The sequence below is a fragment of the Pseudomonas sp. QLc11A genome, from assembly GCF_052112305.1.
Lineage (GTDB): Bacteria > Pseudomonadota > Gammaproteobacteria > Pseudomonadales > Pseudomonadaceae > Aquipseudomonas > Aquipseudomonas laurylsulfatiphila.
The window spans coordinates 1-17,042 of record NZ_JAVAJJ010000032.1 but is presented as its reverse complement, the minus strand read 5'-3'; the positions used below and the strand labels follow the sequence as shown (position 1 = coordinate 17,042).

Here is a 17,042-nt window from a genome sequence, read left to right as displayed (position 1 = left end):
ACTCAAGTGCGCCGCGTTCATCCAGTTCACCCGCGTTATCGTTAACGACCATCGCAGGCAAGCCAGCTCCCACAAGGGGTCATGCCCGCGCTAAAACTGTAGGAGCCAGCCTGCTGGCGATGGACTCCAATGCGCCGCGTTAATCCAGTTCACCCGCGCTATCGTTAACGACCATCGCAGGCAAGCCAGCTCCCACAAGGGACCGCGCCCACGCTGAAACTGTAGGAGCCAGCCTGCTGGCGATGGACTCAAGTGCGCCGCGTTCATCCAGGTTACCCGCGTTATCGTTAACGACCATCGCAGGCAAGCCAGCTCCCACAAGGGGTCATGCCCGCGCTAAAACTGTAGGAGCCAGCCTGCTGGCGATGGACTCCAATGCGCCGCGTTAATCCAGTTCACCCGCGCTATCGTTAACGACCATCGCAGGCAAGCCAGCTCCCACAAGGGACCGCGCCCACGCTGAAACTGTAGGAGCCAGCCTGCTGGCGATGGACTCAAGTGCGCCGCGTTCATCCAGGTTACCCGCGTTATCGTTAACGACCATCGCAGGCAAGCCAGCTCCCACAAGGGACCGTGCCCACGCTGAAACTGTGGGAGCGAGCTTGCTCGCGATGGACTCAAGCGCACCGCGTTTGCTACTGGATAAATACGCGAAGGTTAAAGATGATCCGCATCGATCACAGCCTTGGCGAACGCCTGCGGGTCTTCCTGCGGCAGGTTGTGGCCGATGCCGCCGTTGATCAGCCGGAATTCGTATTTGCCGGTGAAGCGCTTGGCATAGTCTTCGGGGGCCGGGTGCGGTGCGCCGTTGGCATCGCCTTCAAGGGTGATGGTCGGCACGCTGATGGACGGCGCCGTGGCCAGCTTCTGCTCCAGCGCTTCGTAGCGGCTTTCACCCTGGACCAGGCCCAGGCGCCAGCGGTAGTTGAACACGGTGATGTCGACATGGTCGGGGTTGTCCAGCGCCTTGGCGCTGCGGTCGAAGGTAGCGTCATCGAACGCCCATTTCGGCGAAGCCAGTTGCCAGATCAGCTTGGCGAAGTCGTGGGTGTTTTTCGCGTAACCGGCGCGACCGCGGTCGGTGGCGAAGTAGAACTGATACCACCACTGCAGTTCCGCCTTGGGTGGCAGCGGGTTCTTGCCGGCCGCCTGGTTACCGATCAGATAACCGCTGACCGAGACCAGCGCCTTGACCCGCTCCGGCCACAGCGCCGAGACAATGCCGGCCGAGCGCGCACCCCAGTCATAACCACCGAGCACCGCTTGCTTGATCTTCAGCGCATCCATGAAGTCGATGACATCACTGGCCAGCGCAGCCGGCTGGCCATTGCGCAGGGTCTTGTCGGAGAGGAAATGCGTATCGCCATAGCCGCGCGCATAGGGCATCAGTACCCGGTAGCCCTTGGCGGCGAGCAACGGCGCGACTTCGTCATAGCTGTGAATGTCGTACGGCCAGCCGTGCAGCAGGATCACCACCGGTCCGTCGGCCGGGCCGGTTTCGGCGTACGCCACGTCCAGCAGCCCGGCGTTGACATGCTTGAGCGGGCCGAACGGCGAGGGCGCCGTGTGAGTGGTTTGGGCAGGGGTCGCAGCCGGCTGCACGGTGGTGGCCGTTTGCCCATGGGCTGCGCCGAGCACACCGAACAGGGTGAGGGCGAGGATCGATGGGCCGACCAGGTGGCGGCGAGTCTTGCCGGTGTTGCTGTTGCGCAGTGCCATCTTCATGGGATGTCTCCATTACCAGCCATGGGTCAGGGATCGGTCTGAGCCCCTGCAAACCTTGCTTGCATTGAAACGCGGCAACGTATCCGGCCTGTGTCCAATCGCCGGCTGGATGAAAGACTGTGTATCGGGACGTCGCGCTGACACAGTGTGATACACAGTGGCGTCATGCGTGGCCCGTTACCTGCGCACATGGTTTTCTGCAGAGTGTATGCAGTAAATAAGGATCTACAGCCTAGCCAAGCGACGCCACACTGTTGAGCAGTGTCTTGACCAGTTGAGCCTGGCGGGTGGCGCCGGTCTTGGCGAACACTCCGCGCAAATGGGCACGCACCGTGTTGCGAGAAACCCCAAGGGCCAGGGCTGTTTCATCGAGGGTTTGCCCGTCCATGACGAGCATGGCCACTTCGGTTTCGGTCGGCGTCAGCTGGAACAGGCTGCGCAACAGGTTGCGCGACGCCTGCGGTGAGTCCGCCGGGTCGCGGATGAACACCGCTACGGCTGGCCGGCGTGCGCCGTTGCGCGATTGATAGCTCACGGGGATGGGGCGCAGCAGTAAATTGAGTGGCATTTCGCCGCTTGGCCGGGTCAGGGTCAACACTTCGATGTCATCGAGACCACGCTGGCGTTGTTTCAATACGGCCTGGATGGCTTGCTGAACATTGCGGTTCTGCTGGCTGGTGAAGGCACAGAGCTTGTCGTGTCGGCATTCCAGGCCGTCACGGCTGTCGAACAGTCGCTGGGCGGCGCGGTTGCAACGCATCATTCTGCCGTCTTCGTCGAGGATCGCCGTGCCCACCATCAGCCGGTCGATGGTCGCAGCATAGAGTTGGCGTTCGGAGTCCAGTTGCTCTACCGCCGAGTGCAGATCCACCGCTTGTTGCAGGTGCGGCAGGAGCAGGCGAATCAGGGCAATCTCTGCTGCATCGAAGTCGCGGCTGGCGTGGTTGCGGCAGGCGAACAAAGCACAGTGCATGCCCGTGGGCGTGCGCATGTTGGCGACCAGGACGTGGCGCAGATCCAGGGGTTGCAGATAGTTGCGGTAGAAGTCGTGGGCCAGCCAGGCATCGGCGCCCAGTACCTGGTCGGCACTGGCCACCTGCTCGACAGGCCAGTCGATGAAGGGGCAGATTGCGTAGTACTGTTCGCTGTAGAACGGCTCGCCTGGCAGCAGGGGGCCATGAATCGATGCATTGACGATCAGCCCCGGCCGTTCATGGTCGGGGTTGCGTAGCACCAGGGTGAAGAAGCTGGCTTCGAAACGCTGACGCAAGGTCTCCATCAGGCTTGACCAGGGTGTGGACTCAAGGGGGCCTTGATAGACCAGCGCAAGCAAGTGGCTGAGTTCTGCAGACGGGATTTCGGTATGGGGCTGCAGGTCCTTGCAGACCGGAAGAGAGAGGGTCATGGATGCGCCTCGCTACTGCTGCTTGTTGTTGTCGTTCGAGTATTGATCGCGCCCATGGCGGGAAAATCGTCCGTTTGGCTTAGGCGGGTTGTCGGGCCATGTGATAGGCAGCGCTACACCGGTTCATCCCGGCATAGCGCTGAGCTCATGGGCTTTTACAGTGCCAGCAGTGCCTCGACGATACGCTCGGCGGCGGTTTCGGCCGACTCGTTGCGGGTATCGATATGGATGTCCGGCGCTACCGGCGGCTCATAAGGCGAGTCGATCCCGGTGAAGTTTTTCAACTCGCCGCGCCGGGCTTTCTGGTACAGGCCTTTGGGGTCGCGCTGTTCGGCCAGGGCCAGTGGCGCATCGACGAAAATCTCCAGGAAATTACCGTCTCCTGCCAGGCGGCGTGCCATCTCGCGCTCGGCACGGAACGGTGAGATGAACGACACCAGGGTGATCAGACCGGCATCGAGCATCAGCTTCGCCACTTCCGAGACCCGGCGGATATTCTCCACCCGGTCGGCTTCGGTGAAGCCCAGGTCGCGATTCAGGCCATGGCGGACATTGTCGCCATCGAGCAGGTAAGTGTGCCGGCCGAGGGTGTGCAGCTTGCGCTCCACCAGGTTGGCGATGGTCGACTTGCCCGCGCCGGACAACCCGGTGAACCACAGGATTCGCGGCGACTGCCCCTTGAGCGTCGCGTGGGCCTCGCGGTTCACGTCGACGGCCTGCCAGTGCACGTTCTGTGCGCGGCGCAAGGCGAAGTGCAGCATGCCGGCGCCGACCGTCCGGTTGCTCAGGCGGTCGATAATGATGAATCCACCCGTATCGCGGTTATCGGTATAAGCATCGAAGGCGATCGGCCGGTCCAGATGCAGATTGCACACACCGATACCGTTCAGCTCCAGGGTTTTGGCCGCCAGGTGTTCCAGGTTGTTCACATCGACCCGGTGCTTGAGGCTGGCGCAGCTCATGCTGACAGTGCGGCAGCCGATCTTCATCAGGTAAGGACGCCCAGGCAACATCGGCTCTTCGTCCATCCACACCAGCGTCGCCTCGAACTGGTCGGCAACGGCCGCCGGTGCATCGGCCAGGACAATCAAGTCGCCACGGCTGATATCGATTTCGTCCTTGAGCGTCAGCGTGACAGCCTGGCCGCACAGGGCCTGTGGCTGTTCCCCGGCGCTGCCGAAGATCCCGCTGATCTCGCTCTGATGACCAGACGGAAGCACCCGGATACGATCCCCCACGCTGACGCTGCCCGCGGCGACGTTGCCGCAGTAGCCACGAAAGTCGAGGTTCGGCCGATTCACCCATTGCACGGGCAGGCGGAACGCGGCCTCGACCTGTCGAGCCTGCTCAAGGGGGACGTTTTCCAGATGCTGGAGCAGGGTCGGCCCCTGATACCAGGGCGTGTTCGGGCTGGCTTGCAGCATGTTGTCGCCACGTAGCGCAGAGAGCGGGATGCACTGGATGTCGTGTAAGCCAATCTGCGTGGCGAACGCACGATAATCGGCTTCGATGCGTTCGAACACTGCCTGGGAATAGTCCACCAGGTCCAGTTTGTTGATGGCCACCACGACCTTGCGGATGCCCAGCAGGGACACCAGGTAACTGTGCCGGCGGGTCTGGGTGAGAATGCCCTGGCGGGCATCGATGAGGATCACCGCGAGGTCGGCGGTCGAGGCGCCAGTGACCATGTTGCGGGTGTATTGCTCGTGGCCGGGGGTGTCGGCGACGATGAATTTGCGCTTGTCGGTGGCGAAGAACCGATAGGCGACATCGATGGTGATGCCTTGCTCGCGCTCGGCGCTCAAACCGTCGACCAACAGGGCGAAGTCGAGTTCGTCGCCCTGGGTGCCGAGTTTTTTCGAGTCGGCTTCTAGTTGGCCAAGCTGGTCCTCGAACAGAACCTTGGACTCATAAAGCAGGCGGCCGATCAGGGTGCTTTTGCCATCGTCGACGCTGCCACAGGTGATGAAGCGCAGCAGTTGCTTGTTCTGTTGCTGTTCCAGATAGGGCGTCAGGTCGCCATTGAAGGTGTCGTTCAGCGCGCTCATCAGAAATACCCCTCTTGCTTCTTTTTCTCCATGGAACCGGCCGAATCGCTGTCGATCAGTCGACCCTGGCGTTCCGAAGTACGGCTTACCAGCATTTCGCTGATAATTGCCGGCAGGTTGTCGGCATCGCTGTCGATGGCGCCGGTCAGCGGGTAGCAGCCAAGCGTGCGGAAACGCACCTTGCGCATTTGCGGCGATTCTCCCGGTCGCAGCGGCAGGCGCTCGTCGTCGACCATGATCAGCGTGCCGTCACGCTGAACCACCGGGCGCTCCTTGGCGAAATACAGCGGCACGATGGGGATCTGTTCGAGGTAGATGTATTGCCAGATATCCAGCTCGGTCCAGTTCGACAACGGGAATACCCTTAGGCTTTCGCCCTTGCGTTTGCGTGTGTTGTACAAGCGCCAGAGCTCGGGGCGCTGCTGTTTCGGGTCCCAGCGATGCTGCTCGGAGCGCAGCGAGAACACCCGTTCCTTGGCCCGCGACTTCTCTTCATCACGGCGGGCACCGCCGAAAGCGGCGTCGAAACCATAGTGATCCAGAGCCTGCTTCAGCCCTTGGGTCTTCCACACGTCGGTATGCAGGGCCGAGCCGTGGGTAAAAGGATCGATGGCCTTTTCCACGCCCTCGGGATTGACGTGCACCAGCAGTTCCAGCCCCAGGCGCGATGCCGTCTGGTCGCGGAACGTGATCATTTCGCGAAACTTCCAGGTGGTGTCCACGTGCAGCAAGGGGAAGGGTGGTTTGCCCGGGGCAAAAGCCTTCATCGCCAGGTGCAGCATCACGGCGCTGTCCTTGCCGATGGAATAGAGCATCACCGGGTTTTCACACTCGGCGACCACTTCGCGGATGATCTGGATGCTTTCCGCTTCCAGCCATTGCAGATGAGTCAACATCGGATATCTCCTCGATTTCTGCCGGGTTTGGCTCCGGCGGACCTCCAAGGTAGGTAAAGCGCCGCTGGCGCTTCTTCGTCTGCTCGGACGAAGAACGCGACAGCGGCTGAAGGTCACGCGACGGACGCGTACAACGTCTCGGCACGCACCTTGAGGGCGCGGGCAACGGCATCGAAGCCCTGTTGCACCCAGGGACCATGATTGGCCATGACCTGGTCGGCGGTCGCGCCGAGGAACTGGTCGGTGGTGTGGTAGCGGCAACTGGCCGGACCGGTGCGCTCGATGTGCTGTTCGCGGCGGGCAGCGTCCGGGTTGTCGGCACTGGCATACATCTCCCAGGCGAGCAGTCGGTGGGGCTCGAAGTCCGCCAGGTATTCGATCACGTGCAACAGCTCGCCCGGTTGCCCCGGATGGGGCAGGAACAGGTTGACCGGCTCCCCAAGTGCCAGGCTCGACTCGACCTTGACGGTATAGGGGTTCCACTGCGGATAACGCGCCAGGTCGATCAATACCGACCAGACCAGTTCGGCGGGCGCGGCGATGTCCACGATGACGGAACGAACCAGATTTTTCTCTGCGGTCATGGGTGACTCCTCTGAGAGTGACTCCGCGCCACGCATCGCGACGGGAGTAAGCCATGGGCTCAGGCGCGATCCTCCGCGCTCGGGATGCCCGGCTCCTCGTCCATGCGGACTAGGAGGGCGCTTAGTCCGCTCGGACGAAGAATCGGCAAGCGGGAACTCCCTAAGGTCACTGGCAGCGGCGGGATGTCCGCCGGCAGAGGAGAGCGGCATGGTTACAGACATTGCTACAGACAGGATCGATCAGGAGGTGCTCAGCGGTGAGAGCTGGAACCTCTTTTGCGAACAATTGCGCCGCAGCGGCGAGCAGATACTGCGCCGCGAAGCGCCGGCCGATGTGCAGACCCGTGCCGAAGGCTTTCGTTATCTCACCCGGTTACTGCGCATTGCCCTGGAAATGCACCTGGAGTTTGCTGACCCGGACTTTCCGGGCTTCATCACCCCGTCCCATGAAACCGCGAAAATCGGCGCCGACAACCCGGATAACCGGTACAGCTATGCGCGCCTGAACGGTGAGCATGAGTACCGGGTCAGCGGTCACCGTGGCAGCGTTGCCTACCTCAGCTTCGGTTCCCAGAAGGGGGGGTATGAGACGGATGGCAAGATGGTCCAGACCGGTTTCCTCGATGCCGGGTCACTGGTGCTGGATGCCGAGGGCCACTTCGAAATCATCCTCAGCCAGCGTCAGCCGGCTGAAGGCAACTGGCTGCGGCTGGAACCGCAGAGCAATGCCCTGATCGTGCGCCAGACGTTTCTTGACCGTGGCAGTGAGCAACCGGCACAACTGCGAATAGAGCGCCTGAATGCCGGGCAGGCACCTGAGCCGCTGACGGCGCCACGCTTGCAGCAAAGCCTGCAACGGGTGGGCAGTTTCGTCGAGAACACCGCCCGATTGTTTGCCGATTGGGCCCAGGGTTACCAGGCCCATCCCAATCAACTGCCAGCCGCCGACCAGGCGCTGTGCCAGTCCGTGGGGGGCGACCCGAACATTTTCTATTACCACTCCTACTGGGCCCTGGCCGAGGACGAGGCCTTGCTGATCGAGGTCGACCAGGTTCCTGACTGCGACTTCTGGAATGTGCAGATCAACAACTACTGGATGGAGTCGCTGGACTACCGCTACCACCGCATCTGCCTGAACAAGCATTCAGCGCGCCTGGACGCCGATGGCCGCTTGCGCATGGTGCTCTGCGGCGTTGATCCCGGCCTTGAGAATTGGCTGGAAACCGCCAGCCATCCCCACGGCACCCTGTGCTTGCGCTGGGTGGGGGCGCAGCATCCCGTGCACCCGACCACACGCGTGGTCAAGCTCGATGCGTTGAAGGAGATTGTGCGATGAGCGCCGACGATTTCGCCCTGGATGCCTTGCTGGCCGAAGCCCGCGCCCGTTCTGGGGGACTCGACGACTTCGGTCCCGGCGATTTTCGCCAGGGCCTGCGGGTATTGGTCGACGCCCTGAAAAACGAAGCGTGCCTGTCGCCCGCCGGGCGGGGCCTGTTGCGGGAAAAACTGCTGGGGCAACTGGTCAACCGCCTGGTCATGGAGGATCACTTGCGGCGCCACCCGGAGATCCTTGAGCAACCTATCGATGACCCGTTGGTGATTGTCGGCCTGCCGCGCACCGGCACTACACTGCTGCAGCGCACACTGGCGGTGGACCCGCAGTTCAGCAAGGCGCAGTGGTGGGAAACCCGTTACCCGGCACCCTTGCCCGGTGAAACACTGGAGCAGCCACAAAAGCGCATCGCCCGGGCACGGGACGAAGTCGCGGGAATGATCGAGTTCCTCCCGCAGTTGCTGGCCATCCACCCGCTGGACGCCGAGCAGCCCGATGAAGAGTTCATGCTGATGGAACACTCGTTCCTGTGCGCCATGGATTCCTACGTCAATGTGCCCAGCTATACCGCCTGGCTTGACGCTCAGGACCAGACGCAGGTCTATCGGTACCTCAAGCGAACCCTGCAGTTCCTGCAATGGCAGCAAGCACGTCGCGGCATCGAGCCTGGCCGTCGCTGGTTGCTCAAAAGCCCGCAGCACCTGCATACCCTGGAGCTGCTGTTCGAGGTTTTTCCAAAAGCGCAGGTCGTCCTCACCCATCGCGAACCGGCCAGGACCATTCCTTCGCTGGCCAGCTTTATCCATACCCTGTGGTTGCTCTACAGCGACAAGGCCGATGCCGAGGCCGTAGGAGAGCAGTGGAACCGCCGTATGGCACGTGCGTTGCGCCATGCGATGGCCGTCCGCGAGCGTATGCCCCCGGAGCGTTTCCTTGATGTGCACTTCGAAGACACCGTGGCCGAGCCGCAGGCTGTCGTCGAAAGGATCTATCAGTTTGCCGGCCTCCAATTGACGCCGCAGACCCGGTCCGCCATGGCGCAATGGCTGCAGGCAAACGGGCGTGAAAAACGTGCGGTTCATCACTACAGCCCCGGCCAGTTCGGCCTCAGCGAAGAGATTTTGCAACGAGACTATGCCGAGTATCGAACCCGGCATATTCAAGCCTGAAGCCCGTACAGCTCATAACAACAAGAGGAATCTCCCCATGCTGTTGAAAGACAAGGTCGTGATGGTCTCGGGTGTCGGCCCCGGGTTAGGTATCAAGTTGGCCATGGAGGCCGCACGCGAAGGTGCGCGCGCCGTTGCCATAGGGGCGCGGGACAAGGCGCGGCTGCTCGAGGCGCAACAACGTATTTTGGCGCTCCCCCATACCTGCGAGGTGTTGTGTGTACCCACGGACATTACCGATGTCGAAGCCTGCCAGCGCTTCGCCGCAAACACCCTGGAACAATTCGGGCGTATCGATGCGCTGATCAACAGCGCCTTCTCCCACGGTGGCTTCCAGTCCGTGGAGGAGGGCGACAACGCCCCATTGCGCGAGGCCCTGGAAGTCAATCTGCTGGGCTCGCTGAACATGAGCCGCGCCGTGCTGGCGCCCATGCGCACCCAGGGCGCCGGCGCCATTGTCATGATCAATACCCTGGGGGTACGCAAGCCTTACCAGGGCGGTGCCGCCTATGCCGCCTCGAAGAGCGCACTGGCCGCGACAGTGCGCTACCTGGCGACCGAGCAGGCGGTGCATGGCCTGCGGGTCAACGGCCTGGCGTGCGGCTGGATGTGGGGCGAGCCGGTCCAGGCCCTGGTCCGCCAGACCGCCGGCGCCCGGGGCGTCAGTGAAGAACAGGTGCGTGCCGAACTCAGTGCCGGGATCCCGGGGGGGCGCATGCGCACCGATGAAGAGTGCGCACGCGCCGCGCTGTTCCTTGCATCGGATTACGCCAGTGCAATCAATGGCGCACAACTGGATGCCAACGGCGGCGAAATGATGTGCTGAGGAACATGACAGATGATTGATTACTGCGCCTTTAACGGCGATGCGGATGGCCTCTGTGCGCTGCAGCAATTGCGTCTGGCCGGGGAACTGGACCTCGAGGTGCGCTTGATCAGCGGGGTCAAGCGCGATATCGAACTGCTGCGCCGGGTCACGGCCGCTCATGGCGAGCGGGTCACTGTGCTGGACGTGGCTCACGAGCAGAATCGCGAGGATACCCGGCGCTTACTCGACGCCGGTGCCCGGGTGCGCTATTTCGATCACCACTATGCGGGTGACCTGCCTCGACACCCGGCATTCGAATCATTTATCGATACGGCCGCCCACGTGTGTACCAGCATCCTGGTGGACAACTACCTTTCCGGACGAGAGCACCGCTGGGCGGTGGTCGCTGCATTTGGAGATGGCCTGGCCGGTCCGGCGCGTGCGCTGGCCGAACGACACGGGTTGAATACGGAGGAGGTGGTAGCGCTGGGAGAACTGGGTCAGTTGTTGAACTACAACGCCTACGGCGACAACCTGGAGGACCTGCATTTCGATCCGTTGGCGCTGGCTGGCGAACTGTTGCCGTACCGCAATCCAATTGACTTCATCCGCGAAAGCCCGAGTTTCATCACTCTCAAAGAGGGGCATGCCGCCGACATGGCGGCTGCCGCTGACCTGGTGCCGTGGCGTGAAAGCAACGGCGCGCGGCTCTATCGCTTGCCGCCGCAGCCATGGGCTCGACGGGTCAGCGGTGTGCTGGCCAACCAATTGGCGGCACAGGCTCCGCACCTGGCCATCGGTCTGCTCAGCGCCAAGGCCAATGGTGAATGGGGGTTCAGCCTTCGTGTACCTGACGGCAGCGAACAGATGGCGGATGCGTTCTGCCGTCAGTTCCCGACGGGGGGTGGACGCAAGCGTGCAGCCGGCATCAACCGTTTGGCGGAGTCGGATCTGCCTGCGTTTGCAGAGCGGTTACTTGCCGGTTACTCGTCCGGATGTTGCTGAGATTACAGGGACAGTGCGGCATGGATGCCGGATTTCACCTGCAGATTGACGCGCTGTAGCCTTTGCGCGGGTTTCTGAGCGGATTTGTTCAAACTATTTTCCCGAATGCATGGCAGTCACCCTGTAACTGAGCTTTGCTACTGAGTCTGACGACGCGCGATCGACCCGCTGTTTTCCGTGGAGAACAATCGATGCCTACCCTCCAAACGCCTGTCCGGTTGTTCTGTCTCGGTCTAGCCATAGGTCTGTTTGCCATCCCGCTGCACGCCGCACAGTCTCCCTCTGCCAATCCGCCTGCGGTGCAACTGGAACCCAAGGCGCTGGAGGTTCTGAAGGGAATGAGTGCCAGGCTCGCGGGCACTCAGGGCATGAGTTTCAAAGCCGTCACGACCTACGAAAAGCCCAGCCGGCTAGGGCCTCCACTGGCCTATGGCACGGTGGACCTGGTCAACGTGCAACGACCGGATCGCCTTCGTGTGTTGACGTCCGGCGACGGTCCGGCCACCGAGTTTTACTACGATGGCAAAAAAGCCTATGCCTTCGAACGTAAAGGCGACTTGCTAGCCCAGACGGACGCGCCTCCTACCATTGATGCGACCCTGGAGGCCGCGTACCGGCGTGCCGCGATCTATTTTCCGTTCACCGACGTGATCGTCGCCGATCCCTACCAGGATTTGTCCCGGGACCTGCGTGTGGCGTTTTACGTCGGCCAAAGCACGGTGGTCGGTGACACCACCACCGATGTGATCGCCTACACCAGCGACAGCGTGTTCGTGCAGGCCTGGATCGGCGTGCAGGACAAGCTGCCACGCCGGTTGCGCGCCGTGTTTCTCGATGATCCGACACGATCCCGGCATCAAGTCGATTTCAGTGACTGGAAGCTCCAGTCGGCGATGCCTGCCGATTTTTTCAGGCCTGACCACATCGAAACGGCCCACCGCATTGAGTTTGCCCCACCGCCCGATCTTCGTGCCCCGCAGGGGGTAAAAGAACCCGTGGCGAAACCCTGAACAAGGAGACTGACCCATGAACAGATCTACCTTGAAATTCGCCTGCCTGTTTGTCGCGCTGCTCACCTGCAACCAGGCAGCGGCCTGGTCCCACGCTTCCGGCTTCGGGCGCACGTACGGAGGAGGGGGCTCATGGAGTCATTCGGGTGAATACGGCTCAGCTTCGGGCGGTGGCGGCAGTTGGAGTGGCGAAACCAATCGCGGCGGCTCGGCTTCCGGAGGTGATGGGAGCTGGAGCGGCACAGGCTATCGCGGCGGCACGGCGTCCGGTGGCGAGGGCTCCTGGCACGGCACGGGCGCGGAAGGTGGAACGGCTTCGGGTGGCGAAGGTGCCTGGCATGCGCAGGGTGCAAATGGCGCCACCGCCGCCGGCTATCATGCGGATGGCTATGGCACGACGGCTTACCGCCCCCCTGTTTATGGCACAACCGCCTACCGTGCCGTGCCTTACGGGACCGCTTACTACCATCCACCAACCGCCGTGATTGCCAGCAGTGGCTGCTACAACTGTGGCTATAACGAGGGCGTCAATCCGGCAGCCGCCGCTGCGGCGGGCGTGGTCGTCGGTGAAGCAGCAGCGACGGTCGCCGACCAGAACGCCAGCTACAACGCCGGCATGGTGGCTTCCGCACCACCGACAATGCCCATGGGCGCGACGTACGCCTCACTGCCCCCAGGCTGTGGCCTGATAAGTTTCTCCAATACCACGTACTACCAGTGCGGCAATTCCTGGTTGCGACCGTCCTTTGGCGCCAACGGCGTTTATTACACCGTCGTGCCGATGCCTTGAGCCTCTGGCGGCTCATAGATGGGGCCCGAACTGTCAGGCGACGTTCATGCTGCGGTGCGTATTGATCAGGTTCAGCACCACACTCGGGTCCGCCAGGGTGGAGATATCCCCCAACCCTTCGTACTCAGCCGCCGCAATCTTGCGCAGAATCCGCCGCATGATCTTGCCCGAGCGAGTCTTCGGCAGCCCCGGTGCCCACTGAATCACATCCGGCGAAGCAATCGGCCCGATCTCCTTGCGCACCCAGTTCTTCAGTTCCAGGCGCAGTTGCTCGTTCGGCTCTTCACCGTTTTTCAGGGTGACATAGACATAAATACCCTGTCCCTTGATGTCGTGCGGCACACCGACCACCGCCGCTTCGGCGACTTTCGGGTGCGCGACCATCGCGCTTTCGATCTCGGCGGTGCCCATGCGGTGGCCCGAAACGTTGAGCACGTCGTCCACGCGACCGGTGATCCAGTAGTAACCATCGGCGTCACGACGGGCGCCGTCACCGGTGAAGTACATGCCGCGGAAGGTCTTGAAGTAGGTGTCGACGAAACGGTCGTGATCGCCAAACAGCGTACGCGCCTGGCCTGGCCACGAATCGAGAATCACCAGGTTGCCCTCGGCCTCGCCTTCGATGATGTTGCCCAGGTTGTCCACCAGGGCCGGCACCACGCCGAAGAACGGACGCGCCGCCGAACCCGGCTTGAGGGCATGGGCGCCCGGCAGCGAGCTCATCATGTTGCCGCCAGTTTCGGTCTGCCACCAGGTGTCGACGATCGGGCAGCGGGACTTGCCGACGTTCTTGTAGTACCAGTCCCAGGCTTCCGGGTTGATCGGCTCGCCCACCGAGCCCAACAGGCGCAGGCTGCTGCCATCGGCACCCTCAACGGCGGCGGTGCCCGAGGCCATCATGGCGCGGATCGCGGTCGGTGCCGTGTAAAGGATGTTGACCTTGTGTTTGTCGACGATCTTCGCCACCCGGGTGATGTCCGGGTAGTTCGGCACGCCTTCGAACAGCAGGGTGGTCGCGCCGTTGGCCAGCGGGCCGTAGACGATGTAGCTGTGGCCGGTGACCCAGCCGACGTCGGCGGTGCACCAGTAGATCTCGCCCGGGCGGTAGTCGAACACGCGCTCGTGGGTCATGGCAGCGTACAGCAGATAGCCGCCGGTGGTGTGCTGCACGCCCTTCGGCTTGCCGGTCGAACCCGAGGTGTAGAGGATGAACAGCGCCTCTTCGGCGCCCATCTCTTTCGGCGCGCACACGGTGCCGGCCACTTTCATCAGGTCCTCGAACCAGATGTCGCGATGCTGGTTCCACTTGATCTGGCCACCGGTGCGCTTGCACACGATGACTTTCTGGATGCTGCTGGTTTCCGGGTTGGTCAGCGCGTCGTCGACGTTGGCCTTGAGCGGGATCTTCTTGCCGGCACGAATGCCTTCGTCGGCGGTGATCACCACTTTGGATTTGCAGTCGATGATGCGACCGGCCAGGGCTTCCGGCGAGAACCCGCCGAACACCACCGAGTGGATCGCGCCGATCCGGGTACAGGCCAGCATGGCGACCACGGCTTCGGGGATCATCGGCATATAGATCGTCACCACGTCGCCGCGGTGCACGTCCTGGCCGCGCAGGGCGTTGGCGAACTTGCAGACCTGCTCGTGCAACTCGCGGTAGGTGATGTTGCGGCTTTCGGCAGGGTCATCGCCTTCCCAGATGATCGCGACCTGGTCGCCGCGCTCGGCCAGATGACGGTCGAGGCAGTTGTAGGACACGTTCAGGGTGCCGTCGGCGAACCACTTGATGTCGACATGGTGATCGTCGAAGGAGGTCTGCTTCACCGTGGTGAACGGCTTGATCCAGTCGAGGCGCTTGGCTTGCTCGCGCCAGAAGCCGTCCGGGTTGACGACCGACTGCTGGTACATGGCCTTGTAGGTCGCCTCGTCGGTCAGGGTATTGGCCAGAACCTCGGGACGAACGGGATACAGGGAAGCCGCACTCATCTTTCTTACCTCGGTGGAATAGTTGTTTTTGTGATCTGTTACGGGTTTGCAGCTCAAGCATTCGGGCAAATGCAACATTCAAATCCGGAAGCGACTCAGTAGTTTGTCCTGCTGGCCGACGTGGTCGACCATGACCAGGCACTGGCGAACCTGTTTGTCCGCACTGCCGGACACTTCAAGACTGATGTCGCGGATATTGGTGGTGTTGCGGTTGGTTTCTTCGGTCGTGGCGCTTTGTTCTTCAGCGGCCGCGGCAATCTGCAGGTTCATGTCATTGATGCGGTAAATGGCCTCGCGTATGCGTTCGAGGGTGTCATTGGCGGCGTTGGCATCGCCAGCCGTTTTGCTGGCCGTGTCGCGGCTCTGCTGCATGCGCGCCTGGGCATGTTTTACCCCGGTCTGCAGCTGGTCGATCATCTCGCGTATTTCCTGGGTGGATTGCTGGGTGCGCGAGGCCAGGGAGCGCACCTCATCGGCAACGACCGCAAACCCGCGTCCCGACTCGCCGGCACGGGCTGCCTCGATGGCGGCATTGAGGGCGAGCAGATTGGTCTGGTCAGCGATGCTGGTGATGACCGCCACAATGGATTCAATGCTTTGACTGAGGCTGGACAAGTCATTGATCGCATGACCGGTGGCGTCCATCTCCTCGGCCAAGCGCTTGATGGCCCCGGTAGACCGGGAAACCAGCGCGACGCCGTCTGCGGTTTCTTCGTTAGCGGCAATCGCCGCTTCGGCAGCGGTTTGCGCGTTGCGCGCGACATCTTCGGCGGTCGAGGCCATCTCGGTCATGGCGGTGGCCAGTTGATCCAGTTCCTGCAATTGCACCTGTATGCGGTTGGCGGCCTGATCCGCTTCGCATGAGGTCGCGGTGGTGCTCTCGCGGACCTGTTGCGAGCTGTTTTTCACGTCGCCAATGAGCGCCTTGAGATTGTGCAGGAACTGGTTGAACTCCCCGGCGACCAGCGCAATTTCATCATTGCCGACCACGGGCAACTGGCGGGTCAGGTCGCCTTCACCGCGATTGATGTCTGCCAGCGAGTCCTTCAGTTGTTCCAGCGGCCGCAGCAGTCGCCTGACCAGCAGGCCCAACACCAACAGGCTGAGCAGCACGCCCAGGCCGGTACCGATCACGGCTCGCCAACTCAGGGTATGGGCGGCGGCCATGACGATGTCCTGGTCCAGGACCACGCCGATGTACCAATCCATACCCTTGAGATCGGAGAGCGGGATGAAGGACACCAGGAGCGACTTCCCATCGCTGCGCACCTCTTGAAGCTGACCGTCGAGGGGCAGGACGCTCCCGGCAAAAAGCTGACTGTAGGGCTTGCCGTTCAGCTCGGCGTCCGGGTGAGAAATGATGTTGCCGCTTTTACTGAGCAGGAACGCATAACCGGCCCCGCCGAAATCCAGGGTATTGATGGCATCGGCCACCGTGGTCAGGCGAATGTCACCGCCAAACACCCCGAGTAGCTGTCCCGCGTCGCTGATCCGGGCGACGGCCGAGATCAGGATTTCACCCGTGGTGGAGTCCTTGTAGGGTTCGGTCAGGACGGCTTGGCTGCCGGTCTTTCCCGTCGAATACCAGGGACGGGTGCGACCGTCATAGTCGGGTTTCGGATTCCACGCCGCCGTGTTCTTGATGGGCTTTCCATCAGCCTCGAGGGCGCCGAACACCAGCTTGAATTCGTCTTTGAGAATGGGCGAATCGATGATCCGTTGGGTCGTTTGCACACTGTACTGGCGATCGATCGCCTGGGAGGCCAGGTCCATCAAATGAAGCTTGCCGTTCAGCCAGTTCTCGATCTGACGTGCCACCGCATTGCTCGATTCGGCAATGCTCGCCTCGACCTGGTGACGCAAAATGCTACGGATCTGCTCTACCTGAACCAGCGATAGAAGACTGGTGGTCACCAACAGCACACAAGCAGCCACAAGGCTCACCTTGTAACGGATTTTCATCGAGGGCTCCAAAGGGGCGATCAAGGGGAACAGAAAAATCTCAGGTCAGTGAGGACGCCATCGCGGGCAAGCCCGCTCCCACAGGGTTTTGGGTAATTGATATTTTTGGGGCAACCTGAATCACTGTGGGAGCGGGCTTGCCCGCGATGAAGGTAGAAAGGGCGACACGGAAATCAGTGTCGCCCTCGATTTTAGAAGAAGCCCAACGGATTGATGTCGTAGCTCACCAGCAGGTTTTTGGTCTGCTGATAGTGATCAAGCATCATCTTGTGGGTTTCACGGCCGACGCCGGACTTCTTGTACCCGCCGAACGCGGCG

The 17,042-nt window shown here is 61.9% G+C and carries 16 protein-coding genes and 1 pseudogene; 6 read left to right on the top strand and 11 right to left on the bottom strand.

What is annotated here, in order from left to right:
- Positions 1 to 139 precede the first annotated feature (139 nt).
- From Q8X48_RS29505 to Q8X48_RS29475, 7 genes are all read right to left on the bottom strand, one after another.
- Complete coding sequence (locus tag Q8X48_RS29505) at positions 140 to 298, bottom strand: hypothetical protein (protein WP_407802804.1); 159 nt, start codon at positions 296 to 298, stop codon at positions 140 to 142.
- An 87-nt stretch (positions 299 to 385) separates the two neighbouring features.
- Positions 386 to 544: a hypothetical protein gene (locus Q8X48_RS29500; protein ID WP_407802804.1), complete on the bottom strand. Its 159-nt coding sequence runs from the start codon at positions 542 to 544 to the stop codon at positions 386 to 388.
- Positions 545 to 657: 113 nt separating this feature from the next.
- A complete protein-coding gene (locus tag Q8X48_RS29495; protein WP_407801420.1) occupies positions 658 to 1,725 on the bottom strand; it encodes an alpha/beta fold hydrolase in 1,068 nt (355 codons plus the stop codon).
- Between the two features lie 232 nt (positions 1,726 to 1,957).
- Positions 1,958 to 3,130, bottom strand: a complete 1,173-nt coding sequence (locus Q8X48_RS29490) for a helix-turn-helix transcriptional regulator (RefSeq protein WP_407801419.1) — start codon at positions 3,128 to 3,130, stop codon at positions 1,958 to 1,960.
- 155 nt (positions 3,131 to 3,285) lie between these two features.
- Positions 3,286 to 5,178 carry a sulfate adenylyltransferase subunit CysN gene (cysN, locus tag Q8X48_RS29485; RefSeq protein WP_407801418.1) on the bottom strand — a complete coding sequence of 631 codons (1,893 nt, stop codon included), beginning with the start codon at positions 5,176 to 5,178 and terminating at the stop codon, positions 3,286 to 3,288.
- Positions 5,178 to 6,191 (bottom strand): sulfate adenylyltransferase subunit CysD, encoded by a 1,014-nt coding sequence (cysD, locus tag Q8X48_RS29480; RefSeq protein ID WP_407801417.1) that lies wholly within the window; start codon positions 6,189 to 6,191, stop codon positions 5,178 to 5,180. Before cysD ends, cysN begins: the two co-directional genes overlap by 1 nt.
- Positions 6,188 to 6,658, bottom strand: a complete 471-nt coding sequence (locus tag Q8X48_RS29475) for an SRPBCC domain-containing protein (RefSeq protein WP_126045822.1) — start codon at positions 6,656 to 6,658, stop codon at positions 6,188 to 6,190. The genes cysD and Q8X48_RS29475 overlap by 4 nt, the downstream gene beginning before the upstream one ends.
- A gap of 208 nt (positions 6,659 to 6,866) precedes the next feature.
- Here Q8X48_RS29475 and Q8X48_RS29470 point away from each other — a divergent pair, with 208 nt between their 5' ends.
- The 6 genes from Q8X48_RS29470 (at position 6,867) to Q8X48_RS29445 (ending at position 12,773) form a co-directional block, all read left to right on the top strand.
- Entirely contained in the window at positions 6,867 to 7,994 is a 1,128-nt protein-coding gene (locus Q8X48_RS29470) for a hypothetical protein (RefSeq protein WP_407801416.1), read from the top strand.
- The gene (locus Q8X48_RS29465; protein ID WP_407801415.1) at positions 7,991 to 9,160 is read left to right on the top strand and encodes a sulfotransferase family protein; all 1,170 of its coding nucleotides are present in this window, start codon (positions 7,991 to 7,993) and stop codon (positions 9,158 to 9,160) included. Before Q8X48_RS29470 ends, Q8X48_RS29465 begins: the two co-directional genes overlap by 4 nt.
- Before the next feature lie 37 nt (positions 9,161 to 9,197).
- Positions 9,198 to 9,986: an SDR family oxidoreductase gene (locus tag Q8X48_RS29460; RefSeq protein WP_126045825.1), complete on the top strand. Its 789-nt coding sequence runs from the start codon at positions 9,198 to 9,200 to the stop codon at positions 9,984 to 9,986.
- 12 nt (positions 9,987 to 9,998) lie between these two features.
- On the top strand, positions 9,999 to 10,973 hold the full coding sequence (locus Q8X48_RS29455) for an acetyltransferase (protein WP_407801414.1): 975 nt from the start codon (positions 9,999 to 10,001) through the stop codon (positions 10,971 to 10,973).
- A gap of 191 nt (positions 10,974 to 11,164) precedes the next feature.
- Complete coding sequence (locus Q8X48_RS29450; RefSeq protein ID WP_407801413.1) at positions 11,165 to 11,983, top strand: DUF2092 domain-containing protein; 819 nt, start codon at positions 11,165 to 11,167, stop codon at positions 11,981 to 11,983.
- A gap of 16 nt (positions 11,984 to 11,999) precedes the next feature.
- The gene (locus tag Q8X48_RS29445) at positions 12,000 to 12,773 is read left to right on the top strand and encodes a hypothetical protein (protein WP_407801412.1); all 774 of its coding nucleotides are present in this window, start codon (positions 12,000 to 12,002) and stop codon (positions 12,771 to 12,773) included.
- A 33-nt stretch (positions 12,774 to 12,806) separates the two neighbouring features.
- Here Q8X48_RS29445 and acs read toward each other — a convergent pair whose 3' ends face one another.
- The 4 genes and pseudogenes from acs to Q8X48_RS29425 form a co-directional block, all read right to left on the bottom strand.
- On the bottom strand, positions 12,807 to 14,762 hold the full coding sequence (gene acs, locus Q8X48_RS29440; protein ID WP_407801411.1) for an acetate--CoA ligase: 1,956 nt from the start codon (positions 14,760 to 14,762) through the stop codon (positions 12,807 to 12,809).
- A 78-nt stretch (positions 14,763 to 14,840) separates the two neighbouring features.
- The gene (locus tag Q8X48_RS29435) at positions 14,841 to 15,590 is read right to left on the bottom strand and encodes a methyl-accepting chemotaxis protein (protein ID WP_407801424.1); all 750 of its coding nucleotides are present in this window, start codon (positions 15,588 to 15,590) and stop codon (positions 14,841 to 14,843) included.
- A 108-nt stretch (positions 15,591 to 15,698) separates the two neighbouring features.
- Positions 15,699 to 16,724: pseudogene (locus Q8X48_RS29430) on the bottom strand (HAMP domain-containing protein); the annotation flags it as partial.
- A gap of 191 nt (positions 16,725 to 16,915) precedes the next feature.
- On the bottom strand, positions 16,916 to 17,042 hold a 127-nt coding region (locus Q8X48_RS29425; RefSeq protein WP_003137649.1), incomplete at its 5' end, for an aldehyde dehydrogenase family protein.

What these genes read in the sequence shown, in the direction of transcription:
- cysN (WP_407801418.1), bottom strand. Translation starts at nt 5,178, where the DNA reads ATGAGCGCGCTGAACGACACCTTCAATGGCGACCTGACGCCCTATCTG.
- Q8X48_RS29490 (WP_407801419.1), bottom strand. Translation starts at nt 3,130, where the DNA reads ATGACCCTCTCTCTTCCGGTCTGCAAGGACCTGCAGCCCCATACCGAA.
- Q8X48_RS29450 (WP_407801413.1), top strand. Translation starts at nt 11,165, where the DNA reads ATGCCTACCCTCCAAACGCCTGTCCGGTTGTTCTGTCTCGGTCTAGCC.
- Q8X48_RS29505 (WP_407802804.1), bottom strand. Translation starts at nt 298, where the DNA reads ATGGTCGTTAACGATAACGCGGGTAACCTGGATGAACGCGGCGCACTT.
- acs (WP_407801411.1), bottom strand. Translation starts at nt 14,762, where the DNA reads ATGAGTGCGGCTTCCCTGTATCCCGTTCGTCCCGAGGTTCTGGCCAAT.
- Q8X48_RS29475 (WP_126045822.1), bottom strand. Translation starts at nt 6,658, where the DNA reads ATGACCGCAGAGAAAAATCTGGTTCGTTCCGTCATCGTGGACATCGCC.
- Q8X48_RS29445 (WP_407801412.1), top strand. Translation starts at nt 12,000, where the DNA reads ATGAACAGATCTACCTTGAAATTCGCCTGCCTGTTTGTCGCGCTGCTC.
- Q8X48_RS29460 (WP_126045825.1), top strand. Translation starts at nt 9,198, where the DNA reads ATGCTGTTGAAAGACAAGGTCGTGATGGTCTCGGGTGTCGGCCCCGGG.
- Q8X48_RS29470 (WP_407801416.1), top strand. Translation starts at nt 6,867, where the DNA reads ATGGTTACAGACATTGCTACAGACAGGATCGATCAGGAGGTGCTCAGC.
- Q8X48_RS29495 (WP_407801420.1), bottom strand. Translation starts at nt 1,725, where the DNA reads ATGAAGATGGCACTGCGCAACAGCAACACCGGCAAGACTCGCCGCCAC.
- Q8X48_RS29500 (WP_407802804.1), bottom strand. Translation starts at nt 544, where the DNA reads ATGGTCGTTAACGATAACGCGGGTAACCTGGATGAACGCGGCGCACTT.
- Q8X48_RS29455 (WP_407801414.1), top strand. Translation starts at nt 9,999, where the DNA reads ATGATTGATTACTGCGCCTTTAACGGCGATGCGGATGGCCTCTGTGCG.
- Q8X48_RS29465 (WP_407801415.1), top strand. Translation starts at nt 7,991, where the DNA reads ATGAGCGCCGACGATTTCGCCCTGGATGCCTTGCTGGCCGAAGCCCGC.